Below are 24,669 nucleotides of genomic sequence, written 5' to 3' on the forward strand. Positions count from 1 at the left end.
CCGAACCGGTGACCGCGGACCGGTGGCGTCGTTGGCTCGGGCGGAGCCGGACCCCCGGCCCGCGTGCCGGCGGCCCCGCCGGCACGTGTTCTCCCTACGGCTCCTCACTGCGCGGAGGAGTCCGGGCCGAGGAGGCCGCGATGTCCCAGGAAGCCACGCCGCAGCGGGCGGTGCCCGATGAGCGGGTGCCGCGGCAGGTCCTGCCCGAACAGCAGGCCACCGGCGCCATCAAGGGCCTGTTGCAGCAGATGGAGGAGCTGATGGCTGCGCTCACCGCCGACCTCTCGCGGCTCGACGCCGACCTCCGGACCTCGACGGGTCTCCGGTCCACGGCCGTCCGCGACGAGGGCTGACCCACCCCGCCAGGCGCCCTGGACCGGCGTCCGCGCATCCGGGGCCCGCCACTCCCGCGCCACCCCTTCACGACCGTCCCGCCGCCGGTCCCGCGAAGCCCCAGGCCGCGTCGGGCGGCCGGTCCCGCTCCCGCACGGCGAGCCGGCGCAGCATCCCGCGCACCCGGTCGTTCGACTCGTCGGCCGCGTCGATCGCCTCGATGCACTGCCAGTAGAGACCCTCCTCGTCGGTGGCGCAGGCCACCCCGACGAGCGCGATCCCCACCTCGCCGAGGAGCTCGCCGAGTGCGGTCAAGGCCGCCCGCGCGTCCGCGACTTCGGTCAGCTGGGCGGCCCGCGGCCCGCCCGTACCGAGCACGGGGTACTCCAGCACCCCGCGCCCGCCACCGGTCTCGCTCAGCGCCCTCGCCTCACTCCGAAGCTCCAGCGGCCCGCGCAGCGCGAGGTGACTCCCTATCGCCTGGGCGAGGGCCTGGGCCTGCCATGCCTCCGCCACGATGTCCAGCGCTGTCCGGCTCTCCGCCAGCGCGTGCCTGCCGGTCGCGACGAGTCGCTCCGCATCCATGTGACCGCCCCCGTTCATACGACTTACCACCCACTCACTCCATTACCCAGCGTGAAGGCCGCTGAGCGCAAAAGCCAGAGGAATTCGGAAATCTGTGGACAGGAAGCCTGACGGGGAGAACTCGATCACTCCGCAGAGTGACGATCACCGCCTTCCCGGGAGCCCACCCCGTCCGGCCGCCGCCGTACGGGGAAGCGGAGTTCGTTCCTGTCGATCTTCTCCGACAGCGCGACCAAGGGGTCGACGCCGAGGACGCCGCAGAACTGGAGGAGGTACGCCAGGACGTCCGCGACCTCGTCCGTGACCCGGTGCGCCGACGACGGGTCCTCCATCACCCGGTTCGCCTCGTCCGGCGTCAACCACTGGAAGATCTCCAGGAGTTCGGCCGCCTCGACACTGAGGGCGGAGGCCAGGTTCTTGGGCGTGTGGTAAGGCTGCCACTCCCGCGCCGTCGCGAACTCCGCCAGTCGGCGCTGCAATCCCGCTACATCCGGTTCAGTCACGGTCCAGGTCTACCACCGAGACCCCCGTCACCTCCCGGGCGTCCGCCGTGAAGGCGTCCCCGACCGTGCCGACCAGCCGGATGTGCCCGTCGGCGCAGATGGTCGCGGCGAGGCCGAGCAGCGCGCGGAACTGGCGCCGGTCCAGGCTCAGGTCGAAGCCGTCGGCCAGGACCGTCAGCGCCCGCATCGCCGCCGGCACCTCCGCGAGCTCGTCCATGGCGAGCACGCCCGGTCCGGTGAGCAGGACGAGGGCGAGCGCCAGATAGCGCAGTTCGCCGTCGCCGAGCCGGCCCAGCGGCGTCACGGCGGCGGGGCGGGGCCCCGTCGCCCACCCCGGGGTCCGCTCCAGCACCGCCCGTACCGTCGCGTCGGGCAGGTCCTCCACCCCGAGCGCCGTGACGGGTCCCGCGCAGCCGGCGTCGGCCACCGAGGCCAGCCGGGCGTGGCGGCGCGGGCAGTCGGTCCGGGTGCGGTGCAGCACCTCGGCGAGGTTGTCGCAGCCGCGCCGGAGCCGCCCTTCCCCGGCGGGCACGGGGGCCCGCATCCGGGAAGGCAGGGGGTCGCAGGCGAACACGGAGCGCAGAGCGACCACCACCTGCTCGGCGGCGGCCAGGACGTCGAGCTGCCCCTGGGTCTTGCCGGCGACCCGGAGCGGGAGGAGCGCGGTGCCCAACAGGTCGTCGGGCAGCGGTGCCCGGGTGACGGGGGTGGCGCCCGCGGTGTGCCACTCGGCCTGGACGGTGCTGCGGCCGGGGTCGCGGAGCGCCGTGGTGAGCAGCGTGCGACCCCGGCAGGTGAGACGTTCGCCGACGATACGGAGGCGGGGTTCGGCCTGGACGGCGACGTCGAGGCGGACCGGGCCGGCCGGGCCGTCGACGGTGCAGCCGACGCGGAATCCACGCCGTCCCTGGGCGTCGGGCCTGGCCCCCTCGGGCACGCACCCGGCCGGATCGGGGAACACGAGCGCCAGGTCGTCGCCGGAGCCGAGCCGGGCCAGCGCCTCGTACGCCGCGAGGGCGGTGGATTTGCCGCTGCCGCTGGCTCCCGCGAAGAGGGTCACCGGGGCCAGCGGATGGACGACGCCTCGGTGGGAGGCGAAGGCGGAGAGGCGCAGTTCGGTCACCACCGGGCGGGCGGGCGGGCGTTCGCAGCGCTCGCCCGGCCGGCCCTGGGCCGTGTGGGTGTCGTGCTCCTCGTCGGTGGCCGCCAGGTCCCGCGCGGCCGTGGCGGCGCCGCGCGGGAACGGCGGCGGCGTGGGGGAGGGTGTTCCGGAACGGGAGGACCGGGGTGGGGACGAGTCGTCGAGTACGTGGCCGGACGGGAAGCCACCGGGGGAATCCATGGTCGGACCGTACGCAGACCTTCGTCCGGCGAACCGTTCCGGCTTGATGACCTTCCTACGATCGAGGGACGGCGGACTCCGTCTCGTCATCCCCGGCCGCCTGGGCGCCCTCGACCTCGGTGCCGGCCGGGGCCAGCAGGAAGACGTTCCGGTCCACCCGGTGCATGACGCTGCCGAGCCCGAACACGACACCGCTGCTGAAGTCCAGGATGCGCTTGGCGACTTCGGTGTCCGCTGCGGTCAGGTCCAGCAGGACGGGAATCTGCGCGACGAGGTACTCGGCGACCTCGCGGGCGTCGGCGAAGACCTGCACCCGCAGCACCACCATCCGGCGCTGTTCCGCGTACGCGTACTCCTCGGGGATCGGGTGGTGGTCGACCCTGGACGGCCATTCGTCACGGCCGCGCAGGGGCACGACCTGCGCGAGGCCCTCCCACTGCTCGTCGGTGACGTCGTACCTCTCGTACCTACTCATGCCCCCATCCTCCCGCTCCTCACCCGTTCGGCCCAACAGCGACACGTGGCAACTCGGGGGCCGCCACCTGCGGGATCGCCCCCGGGGCCGGTCAGCGCGGGACCGGCAGGCCGCGCGGTTCCTTGACCCGCTTCATGATGATCTGCGAGTTGACCTCGGTGACTCCGGCGAGGGACGTCAGCCGTTCGATCCAGAGGCGTTCGTACGCGGCGAGGTCGGCGACGGCGATGCGCAGGAGGCAGCCCGGACTGCCGAACAGCCGGTACGCCTCGATGACGTCCGGGATGTCCTGGAGCGCCTCCTCGAACGCCTCGACGGTCTCCCGGTCGCGCCGGACCTCGATGGAGACCAGCACCTCGAACCCCCGGCCGACGGCCTCCGGGTCGATCACCGCCCGGTACCCCTGGATGACGCCGTCCTGCTCCAGCTGCCGCACCCGCCGCATGCAGGCGGAGGCGCTCAGCCCGACCCGCTGGGCCAGATCCAGGTTGGTCAGCCGGCCGTCCTCCTGGAGCTCGCGCAAGATTTGTGCGTCGATTCGATCCATCTCGCAATTATGCGCGCAGGTACAGACAGAAGGGTGCCTCTTTCGCAAACACATTGCGAGCCTTTTGTCCTATTCTTTCGGCGGCACGCTTCGGCCGCGCGCGAGTACGCCCCCACACCCCCACGGTCGCCCTCGCACTCCCCCGCGACGACGACGCCCGATCCCTGGAGCAGACGACATGGAATGGATCCGTGACGACAGGCCCCGCCGCATCAAGCTGATCAGCACGGGCGGCACGATAGCCAGTCGCTGGCAGGGCACCGGCTACGCCGCCGACGCCTCGGGAGACGACGTCCTGGCGACGGCGGCCCGGCCTGAGGGCATCGAGGTCGAGGTGGTCGACCTCTTCAACGTCAACAGCTCCCGCATGACCACCGCCCGCCAGCTGACCCTGCTGCGCGCGGTGCACGAGGCCCTCGCCGATCCGGGCGTCGACGGGATCGTCGTCACACACGGCACCGACACCCTGGAGGAGTCGGCCTTCTTCCTGGACCTCCATCACTCCGACCCGCGTCCGGTGGTCTTCACCGGTGCCCAGCGCCCGCTCGGCACGGGGGACGGCGACGGACCCGGGAACGTCTACGACGCGCTTCAGGTCGCGGCCTCGGTGCGCGAGCTCGGCGTACTGGTGGTCTTCGACGGTGTGGTCCACGCGGCACGTGGCACCGTGAAGGCGCAGACCCTGGCGGCGGCGGCGTTCGCCGACCCCTCCGAGCCGAGCCTCGGCAAGGCCGGCTTCGCCAAGGTGGACGTGCGGCGCCGCCCGGACCGCCCGGCTCCGCTTCCGCTGCCGCAGGCCGCCGTCGACGGGAACGACGGGCCCTTCCCCCGCGTCGACATCGTCACCCACCACAGCGACGGTGACCCGCTCCTCCTCAACGCGGCGGTCGCCGCGGGCGCCCGGGGCGTGGTGCTGGTCGGCACCGGCGCGGGCAACGCCACCCCCGAGATCGCCGAGGCCGTCGCCGAAGCCGTCGCGCAGGGCGTCGTCGTGGCCCTCAGCACCCGGGTGCACTCCGGACCGGTGGCCGAGATGTACACCGGCGGCGGCGCCGTGGACCTGGTCGCGGCGGGGGCCGTACTCGCCGGTACGCTGCGCGCCGGCCAGGCCCGGATGGCCCTCCTCGCGACCCTGCTGTCCGACGTCGCCCCCGCACGGCGCGACACGCTGCTGCGGGACCTCCTGAACGGCCCGACCCGTGCGGAACCTGCCCTGGCTGCCGGCGGGTCGGGCTCACGCTTCTCCGGAACCCACGCCTCGGCCGCGGTCGTCCGGAAGCACGCCGTCCTCCACTGAGGAACCGGCACCCGGACACTCGGCGCGGAATCGTTTCCGTTCCCCCGCGCGCCCGGGGGCGCCGCCGCGTCCCCGTCCCCCTGCCCGCCGGGGCCGCCCTGCGGCCGCGGCGGGCAGGGGCGCTTCTCGGCCAACTCGCGCCTGAGGTACGGAAGACGCCCGCCGCCGACTAGGCTGGCGGACGCAACTGGTTCGCCCCGTCCGCCAGGCGGGAGCGTCGCAAGAGGGAACCCGGTGGGAATCCGGGACTGCCCCGCAGCGGTGAGTGGGAACGACCGCCGTCATACGCACTGGGCCCGCGAGGGCCCGGGAAGCGACGGCCAATAGGTGTCCGCCTCGACGAGAGGCCGGGCGCGCCCACGAGTCCGAAGACCTGCCCGTTGCCCGCGCGCGACCGATCGCGCGCGGCCATCCCGGTGACCTCGAGGGCGGGTCGGCGTACAGAGCGGGCGGCGGCCCGTACCGGTGTGCATGCGTCCGGCGCGTGCCGGCACCCGGCCGCGGCGGCCCGTTCGTCCCGTACCCCTTCGCGCCTTCGTCCCGTCGCCGGGACGCATGGATTCACGCTCGCGAAGGAGAGTTCCGTGACGACAAGGGCGACACGACGGGCCGCGGCGACGGCCACCGTCCACGGGTACCCGCGCCAGGGCCGGGACCGGGAACTGAAGAAGGCCGTCGAGGGGTACTGGCGGGGCGGCGTCGACGCCGAGACCCTGCGTAAGACCGCCCAGGACCTGCGCCGCGCCACCTGGATGCAACTGGCGGACGGGGGCATCACCGAGGTGCCGACCGGTGACTTCTCTTACTACGACCACGTCCTCGACACCAGCGTCATGGTCGGCGCAGTGCCCGACCGCCATCGCGACGCCGTCGCCGCCGACCCGCTCGACGGCTACTTCGCCATGGCGCGCGGCACGCAGGACCTGGCACCGCTGGAGATGACCAAGTGGTTCGACACCAACTACCACTACCTGGTCCCCGAACTCGGACCCGACACCGTGTTCACCGCCGACTCCGGCAAGCAGGTCGCGGAGCTGCGCGAGGCGCGGGCCCTGGGGCTCGCCGCCCGGCCGGTGCTGCTGGGTCCGGTCACCTACCTGCTGCTGGCCAAGCCGGCACCCGGCGTCGCCGACGGCTTCCGTCCCCTCTCCCTGCTCGACCGGCTGCTGCCCGTGTACGGCCAGGTGCTGGCCGACCTGAGGGCCTCCGGCGCCGAGTGGGTCCAGCTGGACGAACCCGCCCTGGTCCAGGACCGCACGGCGGCCGAACTCGACGCGGTCGCCCGGATCTACCACGAACTCGGCTCCCTCACCGACCGTCCCCGGCTGCTCGTCGCCTCCTACTTCGACCGGCTCGGCGCCGCCCTCCCCGTCCTGGTCAGGTCCCCCGTCGACGGGCTGGCCGTCGACTTCACCGGCCCCGCCGCCGCCAACCTCGACGACCTCGCCGCGGTCGGCGGGCTGCCCGGCCGCCGCCTGATCGCGGGGGTGGTCGACGGGCGCAACATCTGGATCAACGACCACGAGAAGTCCCTCGCCACGCTCGGCACCCTGCTGGGTCTCGCGGGGACGGTCGACGTCGCCGCCTCCTGCTCCCTGCTGCACGTCCCCCTCGACGCGACCGCCGAACGCGGCATCGACCCGCAGATCGCCCGCTGGCTCGCCTTCGCCCGCCAGAAGACGGCCGAGGTCTTCACCCTCGCCCGCGGCCTGTCCCGCGGCACCGAGGCGATCGCGGCGGAGCTCGCCGCCAACAAGGCCGCGCTCGCCTCCCGTTCGACATCGGCGCTCACCCGCGATCCGGCGGTACGGGCCAGGGCGGCGGCGGTCACCGACGCCGACCGCCGCCGTACGCAGCCCTACGGCCCGCGCGCCGCCGCCCAGCGCGACGCCCTCGGTCTGCCGCCGCTGCCGACCACGTCCATCGGCTCCTTCCCGCAGACCGACGAGCTCCGCGCCGCGCGGGCCGGGCTGCGGACGGGCCGGCTCGACACGGCGGGCTACGAGGAACGGATCGAGGCCGAGATCCGGGAGGTCGTCGCCTTCCAGGAGCGCGCCGGTCTGGACGTCCTCGTCCACGGCGAGCCGGAACGCAACGACATGGTGCAGTACTTCGCCGAGCAGCTCACCGGGTACCTCGCCACCCGGCACGGCTGGGTCCAGTCGTACGGGACCCGGTACGTCCGGCCGCCGATCCTGGCCGGGGACATCTCGCGCCCGGACCCGATGACGGTGCGCTGGACGACGTACGCCCAGTCGCTGACCGCGCGGCCCGTCAAGGGGATGCTGACCGGACCGGTCACGATGCTGGCCTGGTCCTTCGTCCGCGACGACCAGCCGCTCGCCGACACCGCCCGCCAGGTCGCGCTCGCGCTGCGCGACGAGGTGGCCGATCTGGAAGCGGCCGGGACCGCGGTGATCCAGGTGGACGAGCCCGCCTTGCGCGAGACGCTTCCCCTGCGGGCCGACCGGCACGCCGGGTACCTGGAGTGGGCGACGGAGGCGTTCCGGCTGACGACGAGCGGGGTCCGTCCGCAGACGCAGATCCACACCCACATGTGCTACGCGGAGTTCGGCGACATCCTGGGGGCGATCGACGACCTCGACGCGGACGTCATCAGCCTGGAGGCCGCCCGCTCGCACATGGCCGTCGCCGCCGAGCTCGCGTCGTCCGCGTATCCGCGCGAGGCGGGCCCCGGTGTCTGGGACATCCACTCGCCCCGGGTCCCGTCCCCCGGGGAGGCGACCGAGCTGCTGCGCGAAGCGCTCAAGGCGATCCCCGCCGACCGCCTGTGGGTCAACCCGGACTGCGGACTGAAGACGCGAGCCTGGCCGGAGACCCGGGCCTCGCTCGCGAGCCTGGTCGCGGCGGCCCGCACGCTGCGGACGGAACTGTCCGGATCGTGAACCGCCCGCCCCGGGGCGGCCGGAGCAGGCCGCCCCGGGGCCGCAGGGCCGGTGGGCCGGGCGGGGTCCCGGCCCACCGGAGCCGGCCGGGGGAGGGTGCGAGGCCGTTCCCGGCCCGTCGCACGGAGGTGCTCCCGCCGACCGGCCCGCCGATTCGCCTCTCCGGGCGAGTGCCGTGCACCGGCCGGGGGCAGGCGCGGTGAGGCGACGCGCTTCCCGCCGGGGCCGCGCGCATCATGGGCCGACCTGTTCCAGAGCCGACGGAGACGTATGACCGCCCCGCACACGCACCCGGACACCGGCACCCCGCTACGCGCGGCGGCTCTGCTGCGCCGTCCCCGACTGTGGCTGCTGCCCACGGTCCTCGCCGGCCTGCTCGCCCTACTGCTCTCGCTTCTCTACATGGGTGGCATCGTCAATCCGCAGGCCGCCCTGCGGAACCTGCCCATCGGCCTGGTCAACGCCGACCGGGGCGCTCCACCGCCGGGGCAGCGGGAGAACCTGGGGACGCAGATCAGCCGGGCCGTCACCGGCCGGCCGGACGCCGGCGCCGCATGGCACACCCTCACGCTGCGCGAGGCCCAGGACCAGCTCGACTCCGGGAAGCTCTACGGCGCCCTCGTCATCCCGGCGGACTTCACCTCGTCCGTCACCGCGCTCACGACACCGGACGCCACCGCGCGGCCCGTGATGACCGTGCTCACCAACCCCGGCAAGGGCAGCCTGGGTTCCTCACTGGCGAGCCAGATCTCCACGGCAGCCGCCCATCAGGCGTCCCGGGAGATCGGCACGCGCCTCACCGCGACCGGCGGCAGTGCGACCGTCCGGCTGCTGCTCGCCGACCCGGTGGAGGTGGTGACCCGAGTGGGTCATCCGCTCGGCGGCCACAGCGGCCTCGGTCTGAGCGCCTTCTACTACACCCTCCTGCTGGTCCTCGCCGGCTTCCTCGGGGCCAACGTGATCAGCAACGCCGTCGACACCTCGCTGGGCTACGCCGACAACGAGATCGGGCCCTGGCACACTCGTCTGCCCACGGTGCCGGTCGACCGTTCCCAGACACTGCTCCTGAAGATGGTCATGACCGCGGGCATCACCCCGCTCAGTGTCTCGCTGGTGATGCTGGCGTGCGTCGGGATCCTCGGCATGGACGCGTCCCACCTGCCGCTGCTGTGGGTCTACTCCGCCTGCGCTGCGCTCGCCGTCGGCCTCGGCGTCCAGGCCATCAACGCCGCCTTCGGCGGGGTCGGCCAGTTGGTCTCGATGTTCGTCTTCATCGTCCTCGGCCTGCCGTCGTCCGGTGCCACGGTACCGCTGCAGGCGGTTCCCGACTTCTACCGCTTCCTGTCGCACTTCGAGCCGATGCGCCAGCTCAGCGACGGGGTTCGGGCGATCCTCTACTTCGACGCCCGCGGCGACGCCGGCCTCACCCGGGCCTGGCTGATGATCGCCCTCGGCGCGGTACTGGCGCTGCTCTTCGGCTTCGCGATGACCTCCTACTACGACCGCAAGGGCCTCAAGCGTCTCACTCCGCAACCCGCCTGAGGGCCTGTCGGGTGGCCTGCGGCCGACAGGCGGGCGCGGGCCGGTGCGTGCGGTCTTCTGCGACACTGAGCGCGCGCCGCGACCGGCGGCGCCCGAGGAGGAGGGAAACGATCGCGGGATGCCCCGGTGGATCGTGCTGGCCATACCTGTCGAAGGCGTCGCGGACACGGATCGCGGCGCCCGCACCGTGACGGAGTTCGAGGGAAGCCCGGAGGACGCGGAGGCGGCCCTGCTGCGGACGGCGCACACCTACGAGCACCGCCTCTGGAAGGTGCGCCGCCGGGAGGTCTTCAGGTGCTCGGGCCGGTCCTGTTTCCTCCGTGTCCACGGACGGATGGCGACGTACGGGTTCCTCCTCCAGCTCGCCGAGCTGGTGCACGACTCCGACGGCGGGCCGGCACTCCGGCAAGACGTCTGAGCACCCGTCCCTCCACGCGCCGGGCGGAGCACCTCCCGCGGCGGCCGGCCCCCGGGCCCGGCGGGATCACGCCGGACGGTATGGGGCCGGCGGTGCTTTCCCGGCCGGCCGCGGAAGCGGCGCGGGAAGCGTCCCTTCGGGGTCCGCCACCTCGTCAGTCATGGATTCCTCGGTCGAACCCACGCGTCCGGCTCCCGGCACCGGTGACGCCGGGGGCCGGTGCCGCCCAGCTCCCGAGCAGGCGCAGCGCCTCGTCCGCGCGGGCGTCGGGCGGGGTGAAGACCACCAGGGAGTGCCCCGCGTCGCCGGGCAGGGCGAGCGTCTCGTAGGCGAGGTCGAAGCAGCCGACCACGGGATGCCGGAAGCCCTTCGTGCCGTACGACTTCTCCGCCACCTCCTGCGCCGCCCACAGGGAGCGGAACTCCGCGCTGTGGCGGCACAGTTCGGCGACGAGTCCGGCCGGCCCCGGGTCGTCCGGCCGGCGTCCGGCGGAGAAGCGGAGGAAGCCGACGGTCTGGCGGGCCACCTCCTCCCAGTGCGGGTACAGCGCACGGGCGTCGGCCTCGAGGAAGACATGACGGGCGAGGTTGGGCAGTCCGCCGGGAACCGGGGCGGGAAGCCCGACCAGGGCGCGGGCCAGGTCGTTGGCGTCGAGGACGTCCATCGCGGGACTCAGGACATAGGCGGGGACCGCGCCCACCGCGGCCAGCAGTCGGCGCAGTCCGTCCCGTACGGGCCTACCCCCCGCCGGGGCAGCGCCCCCGGCGGGGGCGGGACCGGAGACGCCGCGGACACGGGGCCGGCGGACCAGGTCGTACAGGTGCGCGCGCTCGGCCGTGTCGAGCCGCAGCGCCCGTGCCAGGGCGCCGAGTACGGCGTCGGACGGGTGGTGGGCCCGCCCCTGTTCCAGACGTGTGTAGTAGACGAGGCTGACGCCCGCGAGTTCGGCGACCTCCTCGCGCCGCAGCCCCGCGACCCGGCGCCGGCCGACGACAGGAAGCCCGGCCTCCTCCGGGGCCACCCGGGCCCGCCGGGACATCAGGAAGCTGCCGAGTTCGCTGGCTGGGTTCATGGCGCCAGTATCCGTCGTCGGAGGGCCGACAGCCTGTCCCCGCGAGTACCCCCCGGACGGCCCTCGTCTGGGCCGCCTGGTACTCGGCGGGTACTGGCTCCGTCTCCGCCGGGCCCGCAGCGTGGACCCCGTCACGGCACGAAGGCCGCGACGGACACGAACACGGACTCGAACAGGAGCATCCTCGATGCGCGCAGTGGTCTTCTCCCGGTACGGCGACGGTAGCGTTCTGGAGCTCGCCCAGCGGCCGGCACCGACCCCGGCGGACGGTGAGATCCTGGTGGAGGTCATGGCCTGCGGTGTGAACCCGGTCGACTGGAAGCACCGCGAAGGCGAGGTGCGCAGCGACAAGCCGTTCCCGCTGGGGATGGGCTGGGACGTGGCGGGAGTGGTGCGGGCCACGGTCCCGGGCGGCCCGGCGGTCGGTGAGGCCGTGTACGGGATGCTGCCCCTTCCCTACGGCGGCGCCTATCAGGAACTGGCGGTGCTGCCCGCCTCGGCCGTGGCGCCCAAGCCGGCCACTCTGTCGTACACGCAGGCAGCGGCCGTCCCCCTGGCCGCGCTGACGGCCTGGCAGGCGCTGGAGGCGGCCGGAGCGGGCGCGGGCCTGCGCGTCCTGGTGCACGCGGGCGCCGGGGGCGTCGGGCACTTCGCCGTTCAGTTCGCCCGGCACCTCGGGGCGCACGTCACCGCCACCGCTTCCGCCCGCAACCTGGACTTCCTGCGCGGGCTCGGTGTCGACGAGCCGGTCGACCGGGCGACGGCGGACCTGACCGACGCGGCCCCCTTCGACGTCGTGCTCGACACCGTCGGCGGCCGGGTGCAGCAGGAGTCCTGGCGGCTGCTGCGTCCCGGCGGCTCCCTCATCACCCTTCCGGAACCGCTCGACGAGGCGCACCGTCTGCCCGGCATCAGGGCTCGCCGCGTCATCGTCGGCCCCGACGGCGAGGCGCTGCGCCGGATCGGCGCGCTCGTCGACTCCGGTGCTGTGCGCGTCGAGGTCCAGTCCGTCCTGCCGTTGGAGAAGGCGGCGGAGGCCCACCGCATCAGCGAGGAGGGCCGGGTGCGCGGGAAGCTGGTCCTGAGCCTCTGAGCTGAGAACCTGTCGGCCGGCACGCTCCGCCGCCCGGCCGTCCAGGGAAGGGCCGGTGCGGGGCGGCGGCCGTCCCGGTAAGACGCGGAGCCGGGGCGGCCGGACCGGTCGGGCCGGGACGCACAGCGGGAGCGCGGCGCGGAAGGCGGCGCCCTGACCGGCAGCAGCTTCTTCACGCCCATGGTCGCCGGGGTGCTGACCCTGGTCGAGCCTCACCGCCTGTACGCGGGCGGGACCCACCGCTCGCTCGTCCTGATCGAGCCGACGCTGCCCGACATCGGCCTGCCTCCGTCGGGGCGCGCGCGGCCTCCGCCGAGCGGGCCTCCGAGATCGCGTACGGATCGATGACGCCCGGCCATACACGCGAGAACGTACGCGTCGACATCGTGAATGCCCCGGAAGGAGGCTGGCGCATGGGCGGGCGCGCCTGTACGGGCGAGGCTCCGGCAGCCGAGATCCGGCGAGCGGCCACCACGGGTCCGGCCGGCGGCTGACGCGGGGAAACCGGGGCCGGGTACGCCCGGACACTCCGCCGCGCGGACTCGTTGGACCTGGACGACTGCGCCGTGGACGGCTCTCATGTCCGGGCCCTCGAGGGGATCACGTCGGCCACTCTCCCGTTGACCGGGCCCGTCCAGGCTCCAAGCATCACCTGATCGTCGACCGCCACGGAACCCCGCTCGCCGTCACCCAGCTCCTGCCCCTACTTGATGCCGTCCCGCCGATCCGGGGGCTGCGGGGACGTCCCCGCCGTAAGCCCCGGCGCCTGTACGCCGACCGGGGCTACGACTTCGACAAGTACCGCCGCCTGCTCTGGAAACGGGGCAGCAAACCGCTGATCGCCCGACGAGGCGTCGCCCACGGCTCCGGACTGGGCAAGGTGCGCTGGGTCGTCGAGCGCGCCTTCGCCTGGCTGCACCAGTTCAAACGACTCCGCACCCGCTACGAACGACGCGCCGCTCTGCACCAGGGCCTGCTCGAACTGGCCTGCAGCCTCATATGCCTCCGCCGCCTCCGAAACTCATTCTGAAACGATCAGTCACGGCAGCCGTAGTTCCGCCGGGACAAGCCGGTCGCCGTCAGGACCGAGACGCTGAAGAACGACGGCTCGTACGAAGCCATTGAAAAAACGGGCCATGCCAGGATGGGTAGTGGCTGCGTCCGGGTTCTGGAATCACCACGTCGATACCGGGCAGCAGTTCCTCCTCCACTACCAGTGCGCTGACTCGGTCAGGGTGATCGGCTGCGAGCAGGTAGCCGACCGTGCCGCCCCAGTCGTGCCCGACGACGGCATAGCGGGCGATGCCGAGGTGGCCCACCAAGCGGGCCACATCCCCGGCCAGCTCCTGCTTGGCGAACCCGCCGACGACCCGCCGAGACCGCGAAGATCGACAGTGACTACCCGGAAGCCCCCGGCGACGAGCGCGGGCACGGTCAACCGCCAGTGGAACGAGGTGACCGGCCATCCGTGCAACAGCACAACCGCGGGGCCTGCACCCGCGTCGGACACTGCCAGGCGCACTCCGCCACCCACCTCTACCCATCCGTCCATGCGGCAAGTGCGCAGCACACAGTCCGGAGAAGATCACACCGCTCGCCTGCCCTCAGTGAACAGGATTGGTCCCAGTTGACCGCTTCGGCTGCCTCGCGGGACTGGCGAGCGCAGTGGACCCAGCTGGAGCTTCAACGCCGACCCAGGCCGGCTCCAGCCACCGTCCTCCCGGTGGCGGGGCACCTCCGCGGTCCGGCACCGGGAGGACGGCTACGCGAGGAATCGGCTGAAGGAGCGTTCCGCTCCTGAGCCGTGGCGGGCGTTCCGGCTCCGTCGTCGCCGCGTGCGCAACAGCTGCTGAAGACCGCTCGCCCAGGGCGCGTATGCCCTTCCGCGACCTCCCGGCGGGCCCGCCGCGTTCTCCGGTGCGGACGGGAACGCGAGGTCGGATTCCCGCCAGCACGTTGAGACCCGGAAGGGTTTCATTGAACTCGCAACCAATTAATGCGGGAGGATCGGCATGGACGGTAATGCAGTGGCGCTGGTGACCGGTGGGAGCCGGGGGATCGGGGCGGCGGTCGGGCTGCGGCTCGCCGAGGACGGTTTCGATGTCGCGTTCACGTATGCGCGCGGCGAGGAAGCGGCGGCCGAGGTGGTCGGGAAGATCGAAGCGCTCGGGCGGCGAGCCTTGGCCGTACGGGCCGATTCCGGGGATCCGGCGGCTGCCGGCGCGGTGGTGGAACGGACCGTGCGGGAGTTCGGGCGTCTCGACGTGCTGGTCAACAACGCCGGTGTGGGAGTGCTGGGGCCGCTGGAGGCGCTGACCGCAGCTGATGTGGAGCACGTACTCGCGGTCAACGCGCGCGGAGTGTTCCTCACAACGCAGGCAGCGGCCCCGCACCTGGGCCCCGGCGGGCGAATCATCACCATCGGCAGTTGCGTGACCCAGCGGGCGTCGTCCCCGGGCGGAACGCTCTACGCGATGAGCAAGTCGGCGCTGATCGGGCTGAACAAGGCGTTGGCCCGGGAGCTGGGCGGACGCGGAATCACCGCGAACATTGTCCACCCGGGGCCCGTGGACACCGACATGAACCCCGCCGGCGGGCCGTACGCCGGGCCGCAGGCCGCGATGACGGCCCTCGGACGGTTCGGCACACCTCGGGAGGTGGCGTCCATGGTGGCCTTCCTTGCAGGACCGGAGGCAGCGTACGTCACAGGCGCCGAGTTCGCCGTGGACGGCGGGCACGCCGCGTAGCCCTCCGGCCGGTCGTCGTCGAGCTGGACCCAGACGTCCCCGATTCACCACCGCGGCATCCGGGCGGTGCCGTCGACCAGTGGCACCATCCACTCACATGGCCCTGATCCACGGGCACCCTTGCCGTGAGTTTGCCGAAGCCGCCCAGGCCCCACTCGATGTCACCCGGGTCGAGCCCGCACGTCTCGCTGACCGCGGGCCGACTTGGGACATCCGGACCGTCAGGTGAACTTGCGGCGGGGGCCGGCTCGCCGCCCCAGCCAGTGAACAGCGTCCCGACTCCCCGGTCACCAAGTCCGACCCGACGGGCCTGCGCCCCGACGGCCCGGTCGGCGGCAACGGAGTCGCGGACTACTACTGAGCCAAGGCCGCGGCATGACCACCGGCTACTACACCAAGACCGAGGACAGGACACCTCCCGGCACCACCAGCGTCGCTTGTGCCACACGAACTCCAGGCGGCGCTCTCCGTACGGGAGATCACGCGGCCGGGTGGTCGCCGCCCCCTTCACCCGGGCCGCGAACACCCCCGGCGCGGACCGGTCCCGGCGTCCCGACGGTCTCCCCCTCCGTCGGCGCGCGTCGAGCACCGCGAACACCCGGGGCCACGGCGCACCGGGCCTCGGAAGCCCCGGCGTCAGACCTCCGACGGCTCCGGACGCGCGGCGGACCCGGCGCGCCGGACCGGCTCGACGATCCCCCGAACGGCGAGCAGGTATCCGAGTTCGGCGCGACTGCGGCTGCCCAGGGCTTCCGACGTCCGCTTCACGTGGTTGGCCACCGAGCGCAGGCTGATGCCGAGGCGGCTCGCTATCGCCTTGTCGGGCTCACCGGTCACGAGCATGCGCAGCACGGCGTCGCGAATGCCGTCGGCGAGGATGTCCGTGTGGATGCCGGGCGCCGTGGCCATGGGTTCCGCCCGGCCCCACTCGTGCTCGAAGGACCTGACGAGGTACCGGACGATGCCGGGGTGGCGGATGGCGAGGGCCTCGGTGCTCCGGTCCCGGACGCTGGGGATGAAGGCGATGTTCCGGTCGCAGACGATGAGCCGCTCGAACAGCTCCTCGGCGGTGCGGACTTCGGCACCGGCCTCGGTGATCTGCTCCACGTAGGAGAGCGTGGGGCCGTGCGAGCGCACGGAGTGCTGGTAGAGCGTGCGCTGATGGACTCCGCGGGCGGCGAGCTTGAGATCGCGCGGGAGCGCTTCGGCCAGCAGCGTGGGGGCCCTTCCCCCGCCCGGCTGCATGGTGAGGAGTTCGCTGGTGCAGCTGCCGACGGCCTGTTCCAGAGCCGTGCTGATCACGTCGGTCCCGATCAGACGGCGGACCAGGGCGTCCCCCTGGAGCGCTTCCAGGTAGACGCCCTCCAGACGGGAGATCGAGACCCGCATGGCCGCCAGCCGGTGCTGCTCGTCGAGGATCGTGCGCTCGATCGGCCGGGTGAGGCCGAACAGGGCCACGTCCGGCGGGACCGGGACGAGTTCACCGGTCTCGGGAGAGGTGCGCAGTAGGCCCAACTGCACGATGCAGAGGGGCACGGCACCCGATGTGTAGCCCTTCTGGAGAGTCTCCCGGTACACGTTCACGCCAAGGTCACACACCTCCATGTGTCCGCTTGCTGATCTCTTGTCGCCATTTCTGCACATAAAATCCCCTTACATCTTCGTGCACTGCATCTAGATTTTGCCGGAATTCGTTGCTTGCCACGAGACGGGGGTGGAAGTCTCAAGCCGTGCCCCAAGAGCCGCCTTTTTTGGGGGCATAGCAGGAAAACTCCACCATTTCCGTAACGCCAACTTGCCGATGGTTGAAAAATGCGACGAGTAACAGGATTCACCGCTGTTCTGCTTCTGGCTCTGCTCGGTACCGGCATCGCCGGGGCGACCGCGGGCGGCCCCGCTTCCCGTGCGGCGTCCGCCCCGTTCAAGGACTCCGCCTGGGGCTGAGGCCCCGCCGACCCACGTTCCCTCCTCTCCGTTCAACCCCTCAGAAGGAATGCGATGACCCGCACAGCTGTGGTCACCGGTGCCGGCAGCGGTATCGGCAAGGCCACCGCGCGACGGCTGGCCAAGGAGGGCTACCAGGTCGTCCTGGTAGCCCGGCGAGCCGATCGGCTGGCCGAACTGGCCGACGAGATCGGCGGCGTCCCGGTGGCCTGCGACATCACCGACCCGGAGGCGGTGCGGGCCGCGTTCGCGCCCCTGGACCGCTGTGACCTGCTGGTGAACAACGCGGGCGGCGCGCTCGGGGCCGAGGCTGTGGCCGATGCCACCGGGGACGCCTGGCAGTGGATGTTCTCCGTGAACGTGCTGGGCACCCTGCACGTGACACGGACACTGCTGCCGCTGCTCCGGGCTTCGGCCGAAGGCGCGACGATCGTGACCATCACGTCGACGGCCGCGTTCGTGAACTACGAGGGCGGTGCCGGCTACAGCGCCGCGAAGCACGCCGAGCACGCGCTCAGCGAGACGCTGCGTCTCGAACTCTGCGGCACTCCGGTGCGGGTCGTCGAGATCGCGCCCGGCATGGTGCGGACCGAGGAGTTCGCGCTCAACCGCTTCGAGGGCGACGCCGAGAAGGCCGCCGCCGTCTACGCCGGTGTGGACCGGCCGCTGCGCGCCGAGGACGTCGCCGAGTGCGTGGCGCTCACGGTGGCGCTGCCGCCGCACGTCAACGTCGACCACCTGGTGGTACGCCCCGTGGCCCAGGCCGCCCAGCACAAGACGCACCGGGGAGCGGTCTTCCCCGTCTGAAGCCGCCGGCCGGCGCCGGGGCCGCACCCCCGCGCCGGCCGCCGCGCGACCGGGGCCGGGCCCGGCTCCGGAGCCGCTTACCACCGGAACCACGAAAGGAAGTGTGCCGAGCCATGTCCTTGTGGCGAAAATTCATGGAGAAATTCTTCGGGCGCAAGCGCCGAAAGAAGAATGACGCGTCCATATACCCCATGTTCTGACCGTTTCCTTCGGGGCGACGGAATGCACCGGCGACGACCGGGCCGACATTCTCAGTAAAGGAAGCAAGAAGGTGCACGCCACCTCACCCACTGCTCGCGCCGTATTCACCCGGGCTTCCGACCCCGAGTGCATGTGGCCGGGCGGTGCCCTCCTGGACGAAGTACGCGCTGAACTCGCCCGGCCCGCTCCACGATGCGGGCCGCTCGACGACCTGGACGAACTGCGGGCCCACGCCTCCCGGTGGGCCGCCGAGGAGACCGACCGCTTCACCACCCTCCGGGACGCCTCCCTCGCCTGCGGCGACGGCGGGGAGGTGGTGCGACGGACGGTGCTGTCCTGCGCCCCGCTCGCGCTGCTCTCCGGCGCCTGGCTGCAGTGGCTCAGCGCCCCGGGCAACGCCGAGACCCTGGCGTCGCTGCGCGCGCTGAGCCTGTACGCCTCCGATGTCGGGGCGAGCCACCCGCACGCCTCGCGCGGCTCCGCCTACCTCACCCTGCTGCGACGCCTCCGACTGGCCGAGTACGCCGTTCCGGCGACCCGGCTGACCCAGGACACCCGCATCGAGGAGGACGCGTTCTTCGTGCCCTCCGTGCTGCTCGCGATGGGTCGGCGGCCGGAGGACTTCCATCCCGAGATCCTCGGGGCCGATCTCTGCCTGCGCAGCGTCGGCCTGCTGCCGGCGCTCACCCTGGTCCGGCGGGCTCACCCGCACCTGGCCGACTGGGAGTCGCTCGACCCGGGCACCGCCCGCGAACCGGCCGGCCCCACCGGCACCGAGCAGGCCCTCGCCGCCGTGGCCGCCCTGGAAGCGGCGGACGGCGGGGCGACCGCCCGAGTGGCCGTCGGGTTCCGCTGGGCGCTGGGCGCCCTCCAGAGCTGGGGCGAGACGCTGTACGCCCGCCTGGAGGCCAGCCTCGACCCCGCGTACGGGATGGCCGAACTGATGCGCCTACGGGCCCGCGAGGGTGCCGTCTACCACCACGACTTCCCCATGGAGGGCAGGCCGCTGTCGCAGTGGCTCACGGAATGCCGCACCGACGCGGGCCCCTTCCTGGACGCCCTGGCGCGCAGCCGGATGGTCAAACCCGGCCGTTCCGAGGCGAGTTCGCTGGTGGGCGGACTGGTCGGCGAGCGGGGCCCGATGTTCCGGGTCTTCGCGGAGGAGGACCTGGCGGTCATCCGCCGCTGGATCGACTCACTGCCCCCGCGCACGGCCACCCCCGCGGCCGGAACCGGCACCGCCGCCCCCACGGGCGCCACCACCGGTGACGGGCTCGCCAAAGCCGGCTCCGCCGAAGCCGCCACCGCCGGAGTGCCGTCCGCACCGTCCGCGCCGTCCGCACCGGCCCTGCCGTCGCTGCTGGCCCACCCGGCGGCGGATCCGTCGCCCCGGGACATCCGCGAGGCGTACTGGCTGCTCCAGCGACGCGCGGCCACCCCCGCCGTGCACGAGTGGGCGAGAAACTACGTCCACGGCTGGCTGGCCCGGTCCGGGCACGGCATGGACCGCGAGGACCTGCAGCTGCCCGGGGCCTGGCCGGCCGAGGGGCTCCGGCCCTGGCTGTCCGCCCAGCACGACCGGCACGGCGCGGAGTTCGAGGACGGCCGCGAGGTGCCCGTGCCGTCCCGGGACGAACTGATCGACTCCACCGTGCAACTGGCCCCGCTGACCCTGATAGACGGCGCCTGGCTGCAGGGCTTCACCGGCTACGAGGAGGCATCGTCCGACATCGGCTTCTCGCTGTTCGAGACCTACTGGGACGAGCTCGGCAACGGTGAGCAGCGGCTGAACCACCCGATCATCTACCGTCAGGTGCTGGCGGAGATGGGGGTCGACGTACCGCCCACCGGCTCCCGGGAGTTCTCCCGGTGGCCGGGCTTCCAGGAGTCGTCCTTCGAACTGCCCGTGTACTGGCTCGCGATCGGCCGGTTCCCGCGCACGTTCCTGCCGGAGGTCCTCGGTCTGAACCTGGCGATGGAGCTGTCCGGGGTCGGCGGTTCGTACCGCAGGGCTCGGATGGCGCTCAAGGCACACGGGTTCAGCACACGGTTCGTCGACATCCACAACACCATCGACAACGTCTCCACCGGGCATTCCGCCTGGGCCGCGGATGCCGTCGACACCCACATGGCCACGGTCCCGTCCCCTCGGGCGGCCGAGGTGTGGGCACGCGTACGCACCGGCTACCGGTCCCTCACCCCGCCCTCCGGGTTCCGTGCCCGGCAGGCCCAGCGGCGGGCCCGGAACGCCGCCGCCACCGACCGACGCATCACGCGTTAAGGAGCTTTCCGTATGCCCGATCTGGTTCTGGGCCTCTCCGCCTACTACCACGACAGCGCCGCGGCTCTGGTCGCGGACGGCGCCCCGCTGGCGGCGGCGCAAGAGGAACGATTCAGCCGGCGTCGTCACGACTCCGGGTTCCCCGCCCGGGCCGTCGCGTACTGCCTGGAGGAGGCGGGCGCCACCCTCGACGACGTCTCCGCCGTCGCCTACTACGAGGACCCGGCGCTGAAGTTCCGCCGGGTGCTCTCCACCTTCACGGCGGCCGCTCCCCGCGCCTACGGGTCCTACGCCCGGACCCTGCCGGACTGGCTGTCGTGGAAGCGGGACGCGACCTCCGAGGTGCGCCACCGGCTGGAGGAGCTCGGACTGGGCCGTGTGCCGGAGATCCAGGCACGCCGCCACCACGAGTCCCACGCCGCCTCCGCCTTCTTCCCGAGTCCGTACGAGTCCGCGGCCGTCCTGTGCATCGACGGGGTCGGCGAATGGGCCACCACGACCCTGTGGCACGGGCGCGGCTCCCGGCTGGATTCGCTGGCCGAGATCCGGTTCCCGCATTCGCTGGGACTGCTGTACTCCGCGTTCACGTATTTCTGCGGATTCAAGGTGGACTCGGGCGAGTACAAACTGATGGGGCTCGCCCCCTACGGCAAGCCACGCTTCGAGCAGATCATCCGCGAGCGGCTGATCGATATCAAGCCCGACGGTTCCTTCCGCCTCGACATGCGCTACTTCGAGTATCTGCGGGGCGAGGTCATGACGGGCCCGGCCCTCGAGAAGCTCTTCGGCGGTCCGCGCCGTACCCCGGAAGGGCCTTTGACGGAGCGCGAGTTCGACCTCGCCGCGTCGGTGCAGAAGGTCACCGAGGACGTGGTGCTCCGGCTCGCCCGCACGGCGCGGGAACGCACCGGCGAGTCCCGGCTCTGCCTGGCCGGCGGGGTGGCGCTCAACTGCGTGGCGAACGGCAGGGTCATCCAGGAGGGCGTCTTCGACGAGGTGTGGATCCAGCCCGCCGCCGGCGACGCGGGCGGCGCGCTGGGCGCCGCGCTCGCCGTCGCCCACGAGGCCGGGGCGGAGCGGTCGCATCTCGGCAGCGGGCACGACGGCATGCGGGGGTCGCTGCTGGGCCCGGCGTTCGACGACGACGAGATCGCCGCCTTCCTGGAGCGGGAGGGCATCCCGCACGAACGGCTCACGCCCGGGCGGCTGGCCGAGCGGGTCGCCGAGGTCCTCGCGGACGAGAAGATCGTCGGCTGGTTCCAGGGACGCATGGAGTTCGGGCCCCGCGCGCTGGGCGCGCGGTCGATCCTGGGCGACCCGAGGTCCCCGCGGATGCAGTCCGCGATGAACCTGAAGATCAAGTTCCGTGAGTCCTTCCGGCCCTTCGCCCCCTCCGTCCTGGACACCGACGCGAAGGACTACTTCGACCTGCCGCAGGAAAGTCCCTACATGCTGGTCGTCGCGCCGGTGGCGCAGGCCCAGCGCATCGCGGACGCGGAGACCCAGGCCGCCGGGGCGACCGGACTGGATCTGCTGAAGGTCACCCGGTCCACCATTCCGGCCGTGACGCACGTGGACAGTTCCGCCCGGGTGCAGACGGTCTCGGAGCACAACAACGCCCCGTACCACCGGCTGCTGGAGGCGTTCAAGGACGCCACCGGCTGCGCCGTCCTGGTCAACACGTCCTTCAACGTGCGGGGCGAACCGATCGTCAACACGCCGGCCGACGCCTACACCTGCTTCATGCGCACCGACATCGACCACCTGGCCATGGGCTCGTTCCTGCTGAGCAAGAGCGAGCAGCCGCAGTGGCGGGAGGCCGGCGACTGGCGCGAGGAGATCCCCCTCGACTGACGGGCGACCTCTGACCGGCCGGGACCACCCGGCGGGCTCAGAGCCTCCCCGCCCCTTCGCCCCCCGGGGGGGCCATGTCGCAACGCACGCCCGAAGAGACGGACCCCATGAAGAGACTCCTGCTTTTCCTCGCCTACTTCCTGATCGTCACGCCGGTCGGTATCGCCCAGCGTCTGCTGGGCGACCCCATGACACGCCGTGTCCGACGGGACGCGGACTCCTACTGGACGGCCGCTCCGGTCCGTAGGTGAGCCGTCGACACCGACCTCGACCCGAGCGGAATGACACCATGATTGATTCCCCTGCCGCGGAGCCGGCCGCCGATTCCCTCCGGCTCGCCCACTTCCGTCTCGACGACGGCACCCGTGACGTCGTGGGCAAGGAGATCGCGGAACGGACCGGCGGGTCCGTCCTCGACTCGGACGACAACCAGGCCATCCTGTCCGGCATCGGCGCGTACGTCCTGCGGCGCCACCTCCCCGGGCAGATCCTGGACGCTCTCGGCGCCTTCCGCGTCGACGGGCGGCACGCTCTGCTGCTGAGCAACCTCCCCCAGCAGGACTTCCCGCCCACGCCGATCAACGGGTACGGGGACGAACCGGCCCTGTCCCTGGTCAACGCCGTCCACTTCGGACTCGTCCAGCTGCTCGGGATGACCCCGTACGCGGTGGACTACGAGAACTGGGGACGGCTGATACGCAATGTCGTCCCCAACCCGGCCGCCTCCGGAACGACCAGCTCCTGGGGCGCGGACTCCGAGTTCTTCTGGCACTCGGACAATCCGCACCTGCCGTTCGGCGAGCCCGGGACGGACCCGCGCGGCTACGTCCCCCGCTATCTGACCTTCTACACGGTCCGCAACGAGGAACGCGTACCCACCGAGATCGCCGCGGTCGACGACGTCGTGCCGTACATCGACCCGGCCCTGCTGCGGTCCCTCGAACGGCCCGGATTCGTGGTGGGTGCACCGGACTCCAACGACTTCCCCGACTCCCCCGAACTCCTGGAGGACACAGCGCTGTTCGACCAGGACGAGGCCGGTCGTCAGCGCATGCGGTACGACTCGGGCACCACCCGCGGCGCCACCCCGGAGGCCGAACAGGACGTGCGGGCGCTGCGCGGGGCGCTGGAGCAGGTGCGCGGCTCCGCCCTCACCCTGGGCACCGGCGACTTCCTCGTGTTCGACAACTACCGCGTCGTCCACCGCAGGCGTGCCTTCTCCCCCGGCCCCGCCACCACCGCGCGCTGGCTGCGCCGCTGCTACGCCAGCTGACCGGCCACCGCCCGTCACCGCGGACCTCGGGTCCGCGCCCCAGCCCGTTACATGTAAGGAGTTGCGACAGATGTTCCGCATAGCAGTCGTCGGAGGCCGCCCGGCACCGGTGAACGGAGCGAAGGAACTGGGCATCGACGTGGTGCTCGTCCACGAGGAGGGCGCCTACGACCCGGCGATCGGCGAGCACTGCGAACGCATCGTGCACGCCCCGATCACCGACGGGCCGGCCATCCTGGAGGTGCTCAGGCCGCTGCACGAGGAGCGGCCCTTCGACCGGGTCATCACCACCACCGAGTTCGCCGGCGAGTCCACCGGCTACGTCGTCGACTCTCTCGGGCTGCCCGGTGTGTCGGAGGCGACCGCCCGCGCCCTCAAGGACAAGGCGCTCACCCGCGAACTGCTCGACAAGCACGACCTGAGCCCGGTCCGCTACCGCTCCGTGCACTCCGCCGAGGAGGCCGCCGCCTTCGCGGCCGAGGTCGGCGACCGGATCGTGCTCAAGCCCGCGGACGGCGTGGCCAGCCTCCACATCCACCCGGCCACGACCCCCGAGGAGGCCGCCACCGCCTGGGAGGCGCTGTCCGGCGCCGGCGTCGGCTCGGTCATCGCCGAGGAGTTCCTGGAGGGCCCGGTCGTCTCCGTGGACTCCTTCTCCTTCGAGGGGCGGCACGTCCCCATCGGCTACTCCGAGTACCGCATGAACGACCGGTTCGTGGAGTGGGAGGTGTCCACCCCCAGCCGGGTCGCCGTCCCGCACCTGGACGCCCTGCGCGAGCTGACGGTCAAGCTGCTGGACGCCGTGGGGCTCACCGAAGGGCCCTCGCACAGCGAGTTCGTCCTCACCCCGAAGGGCCCGCGGGTGCTCGAGTCGCACGCACGGCTGGCGGGCAGCGGAGCACCCGAACTGGTGCGCCGCGCGTTCGGCTGCGACCTCAACCGCTGGTTCCTGACCGTGCCGCTCGGCATCGACACCCTGCCCGAGACCTCCCCCGAGCCCATCGGCGGCGCCGCCGTGCGCTTCTTCACCCCGGAGCCCGGCACGATCGAGGCCATCGAGGTCGACGAGGACCTGCGGATCGAACTGCGCCGGCAGCCGGAGGGCGAGAAGCCGGACGTGTTCCTGCCCCACCTCAACGACTTCGCCGAGCGGGAGGTCGCCGCCTTCATCGCGAAGAACCCCGGTGAGGAGGTGCCGCCGCTGCTCACCGTCATGGACTGCGTCTCCGGATACGTGATCGCCTCCGGCACCGACGCCGAGGACGCCGTGGCCCGGTGCGAGGAGGTCAACCGGCGCATCCACTTCCGGATGGGCTGACGGAGCCGGCCGTCCGTGCCGGTGGCCGGGGTCACGGCCCCTGCCACCGGCACCCCCGGCTCCGCCCTTCCCCCCACACCGCCCCCTCCCGACCGCCGTCGCCCCGCGAAGGCCCCGAGATCGGAAGCGTC

General features: G+C 72.5%; 22 protein-coding genes, 2 pseudogenes and 1 riboswitch. Of the genes and pseudogenes, 15 read left to right on the top strand and 9 right to left on the bottom strand.

Features of this window, described 5'->3' with window-relative positions; all coding sequences use genetic code 11:
* Window positions 1–140 precede the first annotated feature (140 nt).
* Window positions 141–353: a hypothetical protein gene (locus OG393_RS06270; RefSeq protein ID WP_327373620.1), complete on the top strand. Its 213-nt coding sequence runs from the start codon at window positions 141–143 to the stop codon at window positions 351–353.
* A gap of 67 nt (window positions 354–420) precedes the next feature.
* On the opposite strand, the gene OG393_RS06275 is transcribed toward OG393_RS06270, so the two are convergent.
* The 5 genes from OG393_RS06275 to OG393_RS06295 all read right to left on the bottom strand — a co-directional run bounded on the left by OG393_RS06275 (window position 421) and on the right by OG393_RS06295 (window position 3,785).
* The gene (locus OG393_RS06275; protein ID WP_327373621.1) at window positions 421–918 is read right to left on the bottom strand and encodes a DUF6099 family protein; all 498 of its coding nucleotides are present in this window, start codon (window positions 916–918) and stop codon (window positions 421–423) included.
* 125 nt (window positions 919–1,043) lie between these two features.
* The gene (locus tag OG393_RS06280) at window positions 1,044–1,421 is read right to left on the bottom strand and encodes a nucleotide pyrophosphohydrolase (RefSeq protein ID WP_327373623.1); all 378 of its coding nucleotides are present in this window, start codon (window positions 1,419–1,421) and stop codon (window positions 1,044–1,046) included.
* A complete protein-coding gene (locus OG393_RS06285) occupies window positions 1,414–2,763 on the bottom strand; it encodes an ATP-binding protein (protein WP_327373624.1) in 1,350 nt (449 codons plus the stop codon). The genes OG393_RS06280 and OG393_RS06285 overlap by 8 nt, the downstream gene beginning before the upstream one ends.
* Before the next feature lie 55 nt (window positions 2,764–2,818).
* Window positions 2,819–3,238, bottom strand: a complete 420-nt coding sequence (locus OG393_RS06290; protein ID WP_327373625.1) for a cell division protein SepF — start codon at window positions 3,236–3,238, stop codon at window positions 2,819–2,821.
* Window positions 3,239–3,329: 91 nt separating this feature from the next.
* The gene (locus tag OG393_RS06295) at window positions 3,330–3,785 is read right to left on the bottom strand and encodes an Lrp/AsnC family transcriptional regulator (RefSeq protein WP_327373627.1); all 456 of its coding nucleotides are present in this window, start codon (window positions 3,783–3,785) and stop codon (window positions 3,330–3,332) included.
* 178 nt (window positions 3,786–3,963) lie between these two features.
* Here OG393_RS06295 and OG393_RS06300 point away from each other — a divergent pair, with 178 nt between their 5' ends.
* The 4 genes from OG393_RS06300 (at window position 3,964) to OG393_RS06315 (ending at window position 9,948) form a co-directional block, all read left to right on the top strand.
* Window positions 3,964–5,082, top strand: coding sequence for an asparaginase (locus OG393_RS06300; protein WP_327373628.1), 1,119 nt, complete (start codon window positions 3,964–3,966; stop codon window positions 5,080–5,082).
* Between the two features lie 184 nt (window positions 5,083–5,266).
* Window positions 5,267–5,465: riboswitch (cobalamin riboswitch) on the top strand.
* Between the two features lie 201 nt (window positions 5,466–5,666).
* Entirely contained in the window at window positions 5,667–7,988 is a 2,322-nt protein-coding gene (gene metE, locus OG393_RS06305; protein ID WP_327373629.1) for a 5-methyltetrahydropteroyltriglutamate--homocysteine S-methyltransferase, read from the top strand.
* Between the two features lie 270 nt (window positions 7,989–8,258).
* Window positions 8,259–9,530, top strand: a complete 1,272-nt coding sequence (locus OG393_RS06310; protein ID WP_327373630.1) for a YhgE/Pip domain-containing protein — start codon at window positions 8,259–8,261, stop codon at window positions 9,528–9,530.
* Between the two features lie 118 nt (window positions 9,531–9,648).
* A complete protein-coding gene (locus tag OG393_RS06315; RefSeq protein ID WP_327373631.1) occupies window positions 9,649–9,948 on the top strand; it encodes a hypothetical protein in 300 nt (99 codons plus the stop codon).
* Window positions 9,949–10,102: 154 nt separating this feature from the next.
* On the opposite strand, the gene OG393_RS06320 is transcribed toward OG393_RS06315, so the two are convergent.
* Entirely contained in the window at window positions 10,103–11,020 is a 918-nt protein-coding gene (locus tag OG393_RS06320; protein ID WP_327373632.1) for a helix-turn-helix transcriptional regulator, read from the bottom strand.
* Window positions 11,021–11,207: 187 nt separating this feature from the next.
* On the opposite strand from OG393_RS06320, the gene OG393_RS06325 reads away from it, so the two are divergent.
* A complete protein-coding gene (locus OG393_RS06325) occupies window positions 11,208–12,113 on the top strand; it encodes an NADP-dependent oxidoreductase (protein ID WP_327373633.1) in 906 nt (301 codons plus the stop codon).
* A 527-nt stretch (window positions 12,114–12,640) separates the two neighbouring features.
* Window positions 12,641–13,143, top strand: a pseudogene (locus OG393_RS06330) (transposase); the annotation flags it as partial.
* A 49-nt stretch (window positions 13,144–13,192) separates the two neighbouring features.
* On the opposite strand, the pseudogene OG393_RS06335 reads toward OG393_RS06330, so the two are convergent.
* Window positions 13,193–13,665 (bottom strand): annotated as a pseudogene (locus tag OG393_RS06335) (alpha/beta fold hydrolase).
* A gap of 460 nt (window positions 13,666–14,125) precedes the next feature.
* Between OG393_RS06335 and OG393_RS06345 the strand changes: the two are divergent.
* Window positions 14,126–14,860: a 3-oxoacyl-ACP reductase family protein gene (locus OG393_RS06345; protein ID WP_327373635.1), complete on the top strand. Its 735-nt coding sequence runs from the start codon at window positions 14,126–14,128 to the stop codon at window positions 14,858–14,860.
* Here the strand turns inward: OG393_RS06345 and OG393_RS35430 are convergent.
* Window positions 14,817–15,458 (bottom strand): transposase family protein, encoded by a 642-nt coding sequence (locus tag OG393_RS35430; RefSeq protein WP_442817267.1) that lies wholly within the window; start codon window positions 15,456–15,458, stop codon window positions 14,817–14,819. The genes OG393_RS06345 and OG393_RS35430 overlap by 44 nt on opposite strands.
* A 38-nt stretch (window positions 15,459–15,496) precedes the next feature.
* On the bottom strand, window positions 15,497–16,444 hold the full coding sequence (locus OG393_RS06350; protein WP_327373636.1) for a helix-turn-helix transcriptional regulator: 948 nt from the start codon (window positions 16,442–16,444) through the stop codon (window positions 15,497–15,499).
* Between the two features lie 228 nt (window positions 16,445–16,672).
* Between OG393_RS06350 and OG393_RS06355 the strand changes: the two genes are divergently transcribed.
* From OG393_RS06355 to OG393_RS06385, 7 genes are all read left to right on the top strand, one after another.
* A complete protein-coding gene (locus OG393_RS06355) occupies window positions 16,673–16,804 on the top strand; it encodes a hypothetical protein (protein ID WP_327373637.1) in 132 nt (43 codons plus the stop codon).
* Window positions 16,805–16,858: 54 nt separating this feature from the next.
* A complete protein-coding gene (locus OG393_RS06360; protein ID WP_327373638.1) occupies window positions 16,859–17,611 on the top strand; it encodes an SDR family oxidoreductase in 753 nt (250 codons plus the stop codon).
* A gap of 271 nt (window positions 17,612–17,882) precedes the next feature.
* Window positions 17,883–20,093 carry an iron-containing redox enzyme family protein gene (locus OG393_RS06365; RefSeq protein WP_327373639.1) on the top strand — a complete coding sequence of 737 codons (2,211 nt, stop codon included), beginning with the start codon at window positions 17,883–17,885 and terminating at the stop codon, window positions 20,091–20,093.
* Window positions 20,094–20,105: 12 nt separating this feature from the next.
* Complete coding sequence (locus OG393_RS06370; RefSeq protein WP_327373640.1) at window positions 20,106–21,947, top strand: carbamoyltransferase family protein; 1,842 nt, start codon at window positions 20,106–20,108, stop codon at window positions 21,945–21,947.
* 107 nt (window positions 21,948–22,054) lie between these two features.
* Window positions 22,055–22,198 (top strand): hypothetical protein, encoded by a 144-nt coding sequence (locus tag OG393_RS06375; protein WP_327373641.1) that lies wholly within the window; start codon window positions 22,055–22,057, stop codon window positions 22,196–22,198.
* 38 nt (window positions 22,199–22,236) lie between these two features.
* The gene (locus OG393_RS06380) at window positions 22,237–23,220 is read left to right on the top strand and encodes a TauD/TfdA family dioxygenase (RefSeq protein ID WP_327373642.1); all 984 of its coding nucleotides are present in this window, start codon (window positions 22,237–22,239) and stop codon (window positions 23,218–23,220) included.
* Window positions 23,221–23,290: 70 nt separating this feature from the next.
* On the top strand, window positions 23,291–24,538 hold the full coding sequence (locus OG393_RS06385) for an ATP-grasp domain-containing protein (protein ID WP_327373643.1): 1,248 nt from the start codon (window positions 23,291–23,293) through the stop codon (window positions 24,536–24,538).
* Window positions 24,539–24,669: the final 131 nt, after the last annotated feature.

Origin of the sequence: Streptomyces sp. NBC_01216 (genome assembly GCF_035994945.1) — a bacterium.
Lineage (GTDB): Bacteria > Actinomycetota > Actinomycetes > Streptomycetales > Streptomycetaceae > Streptomyces.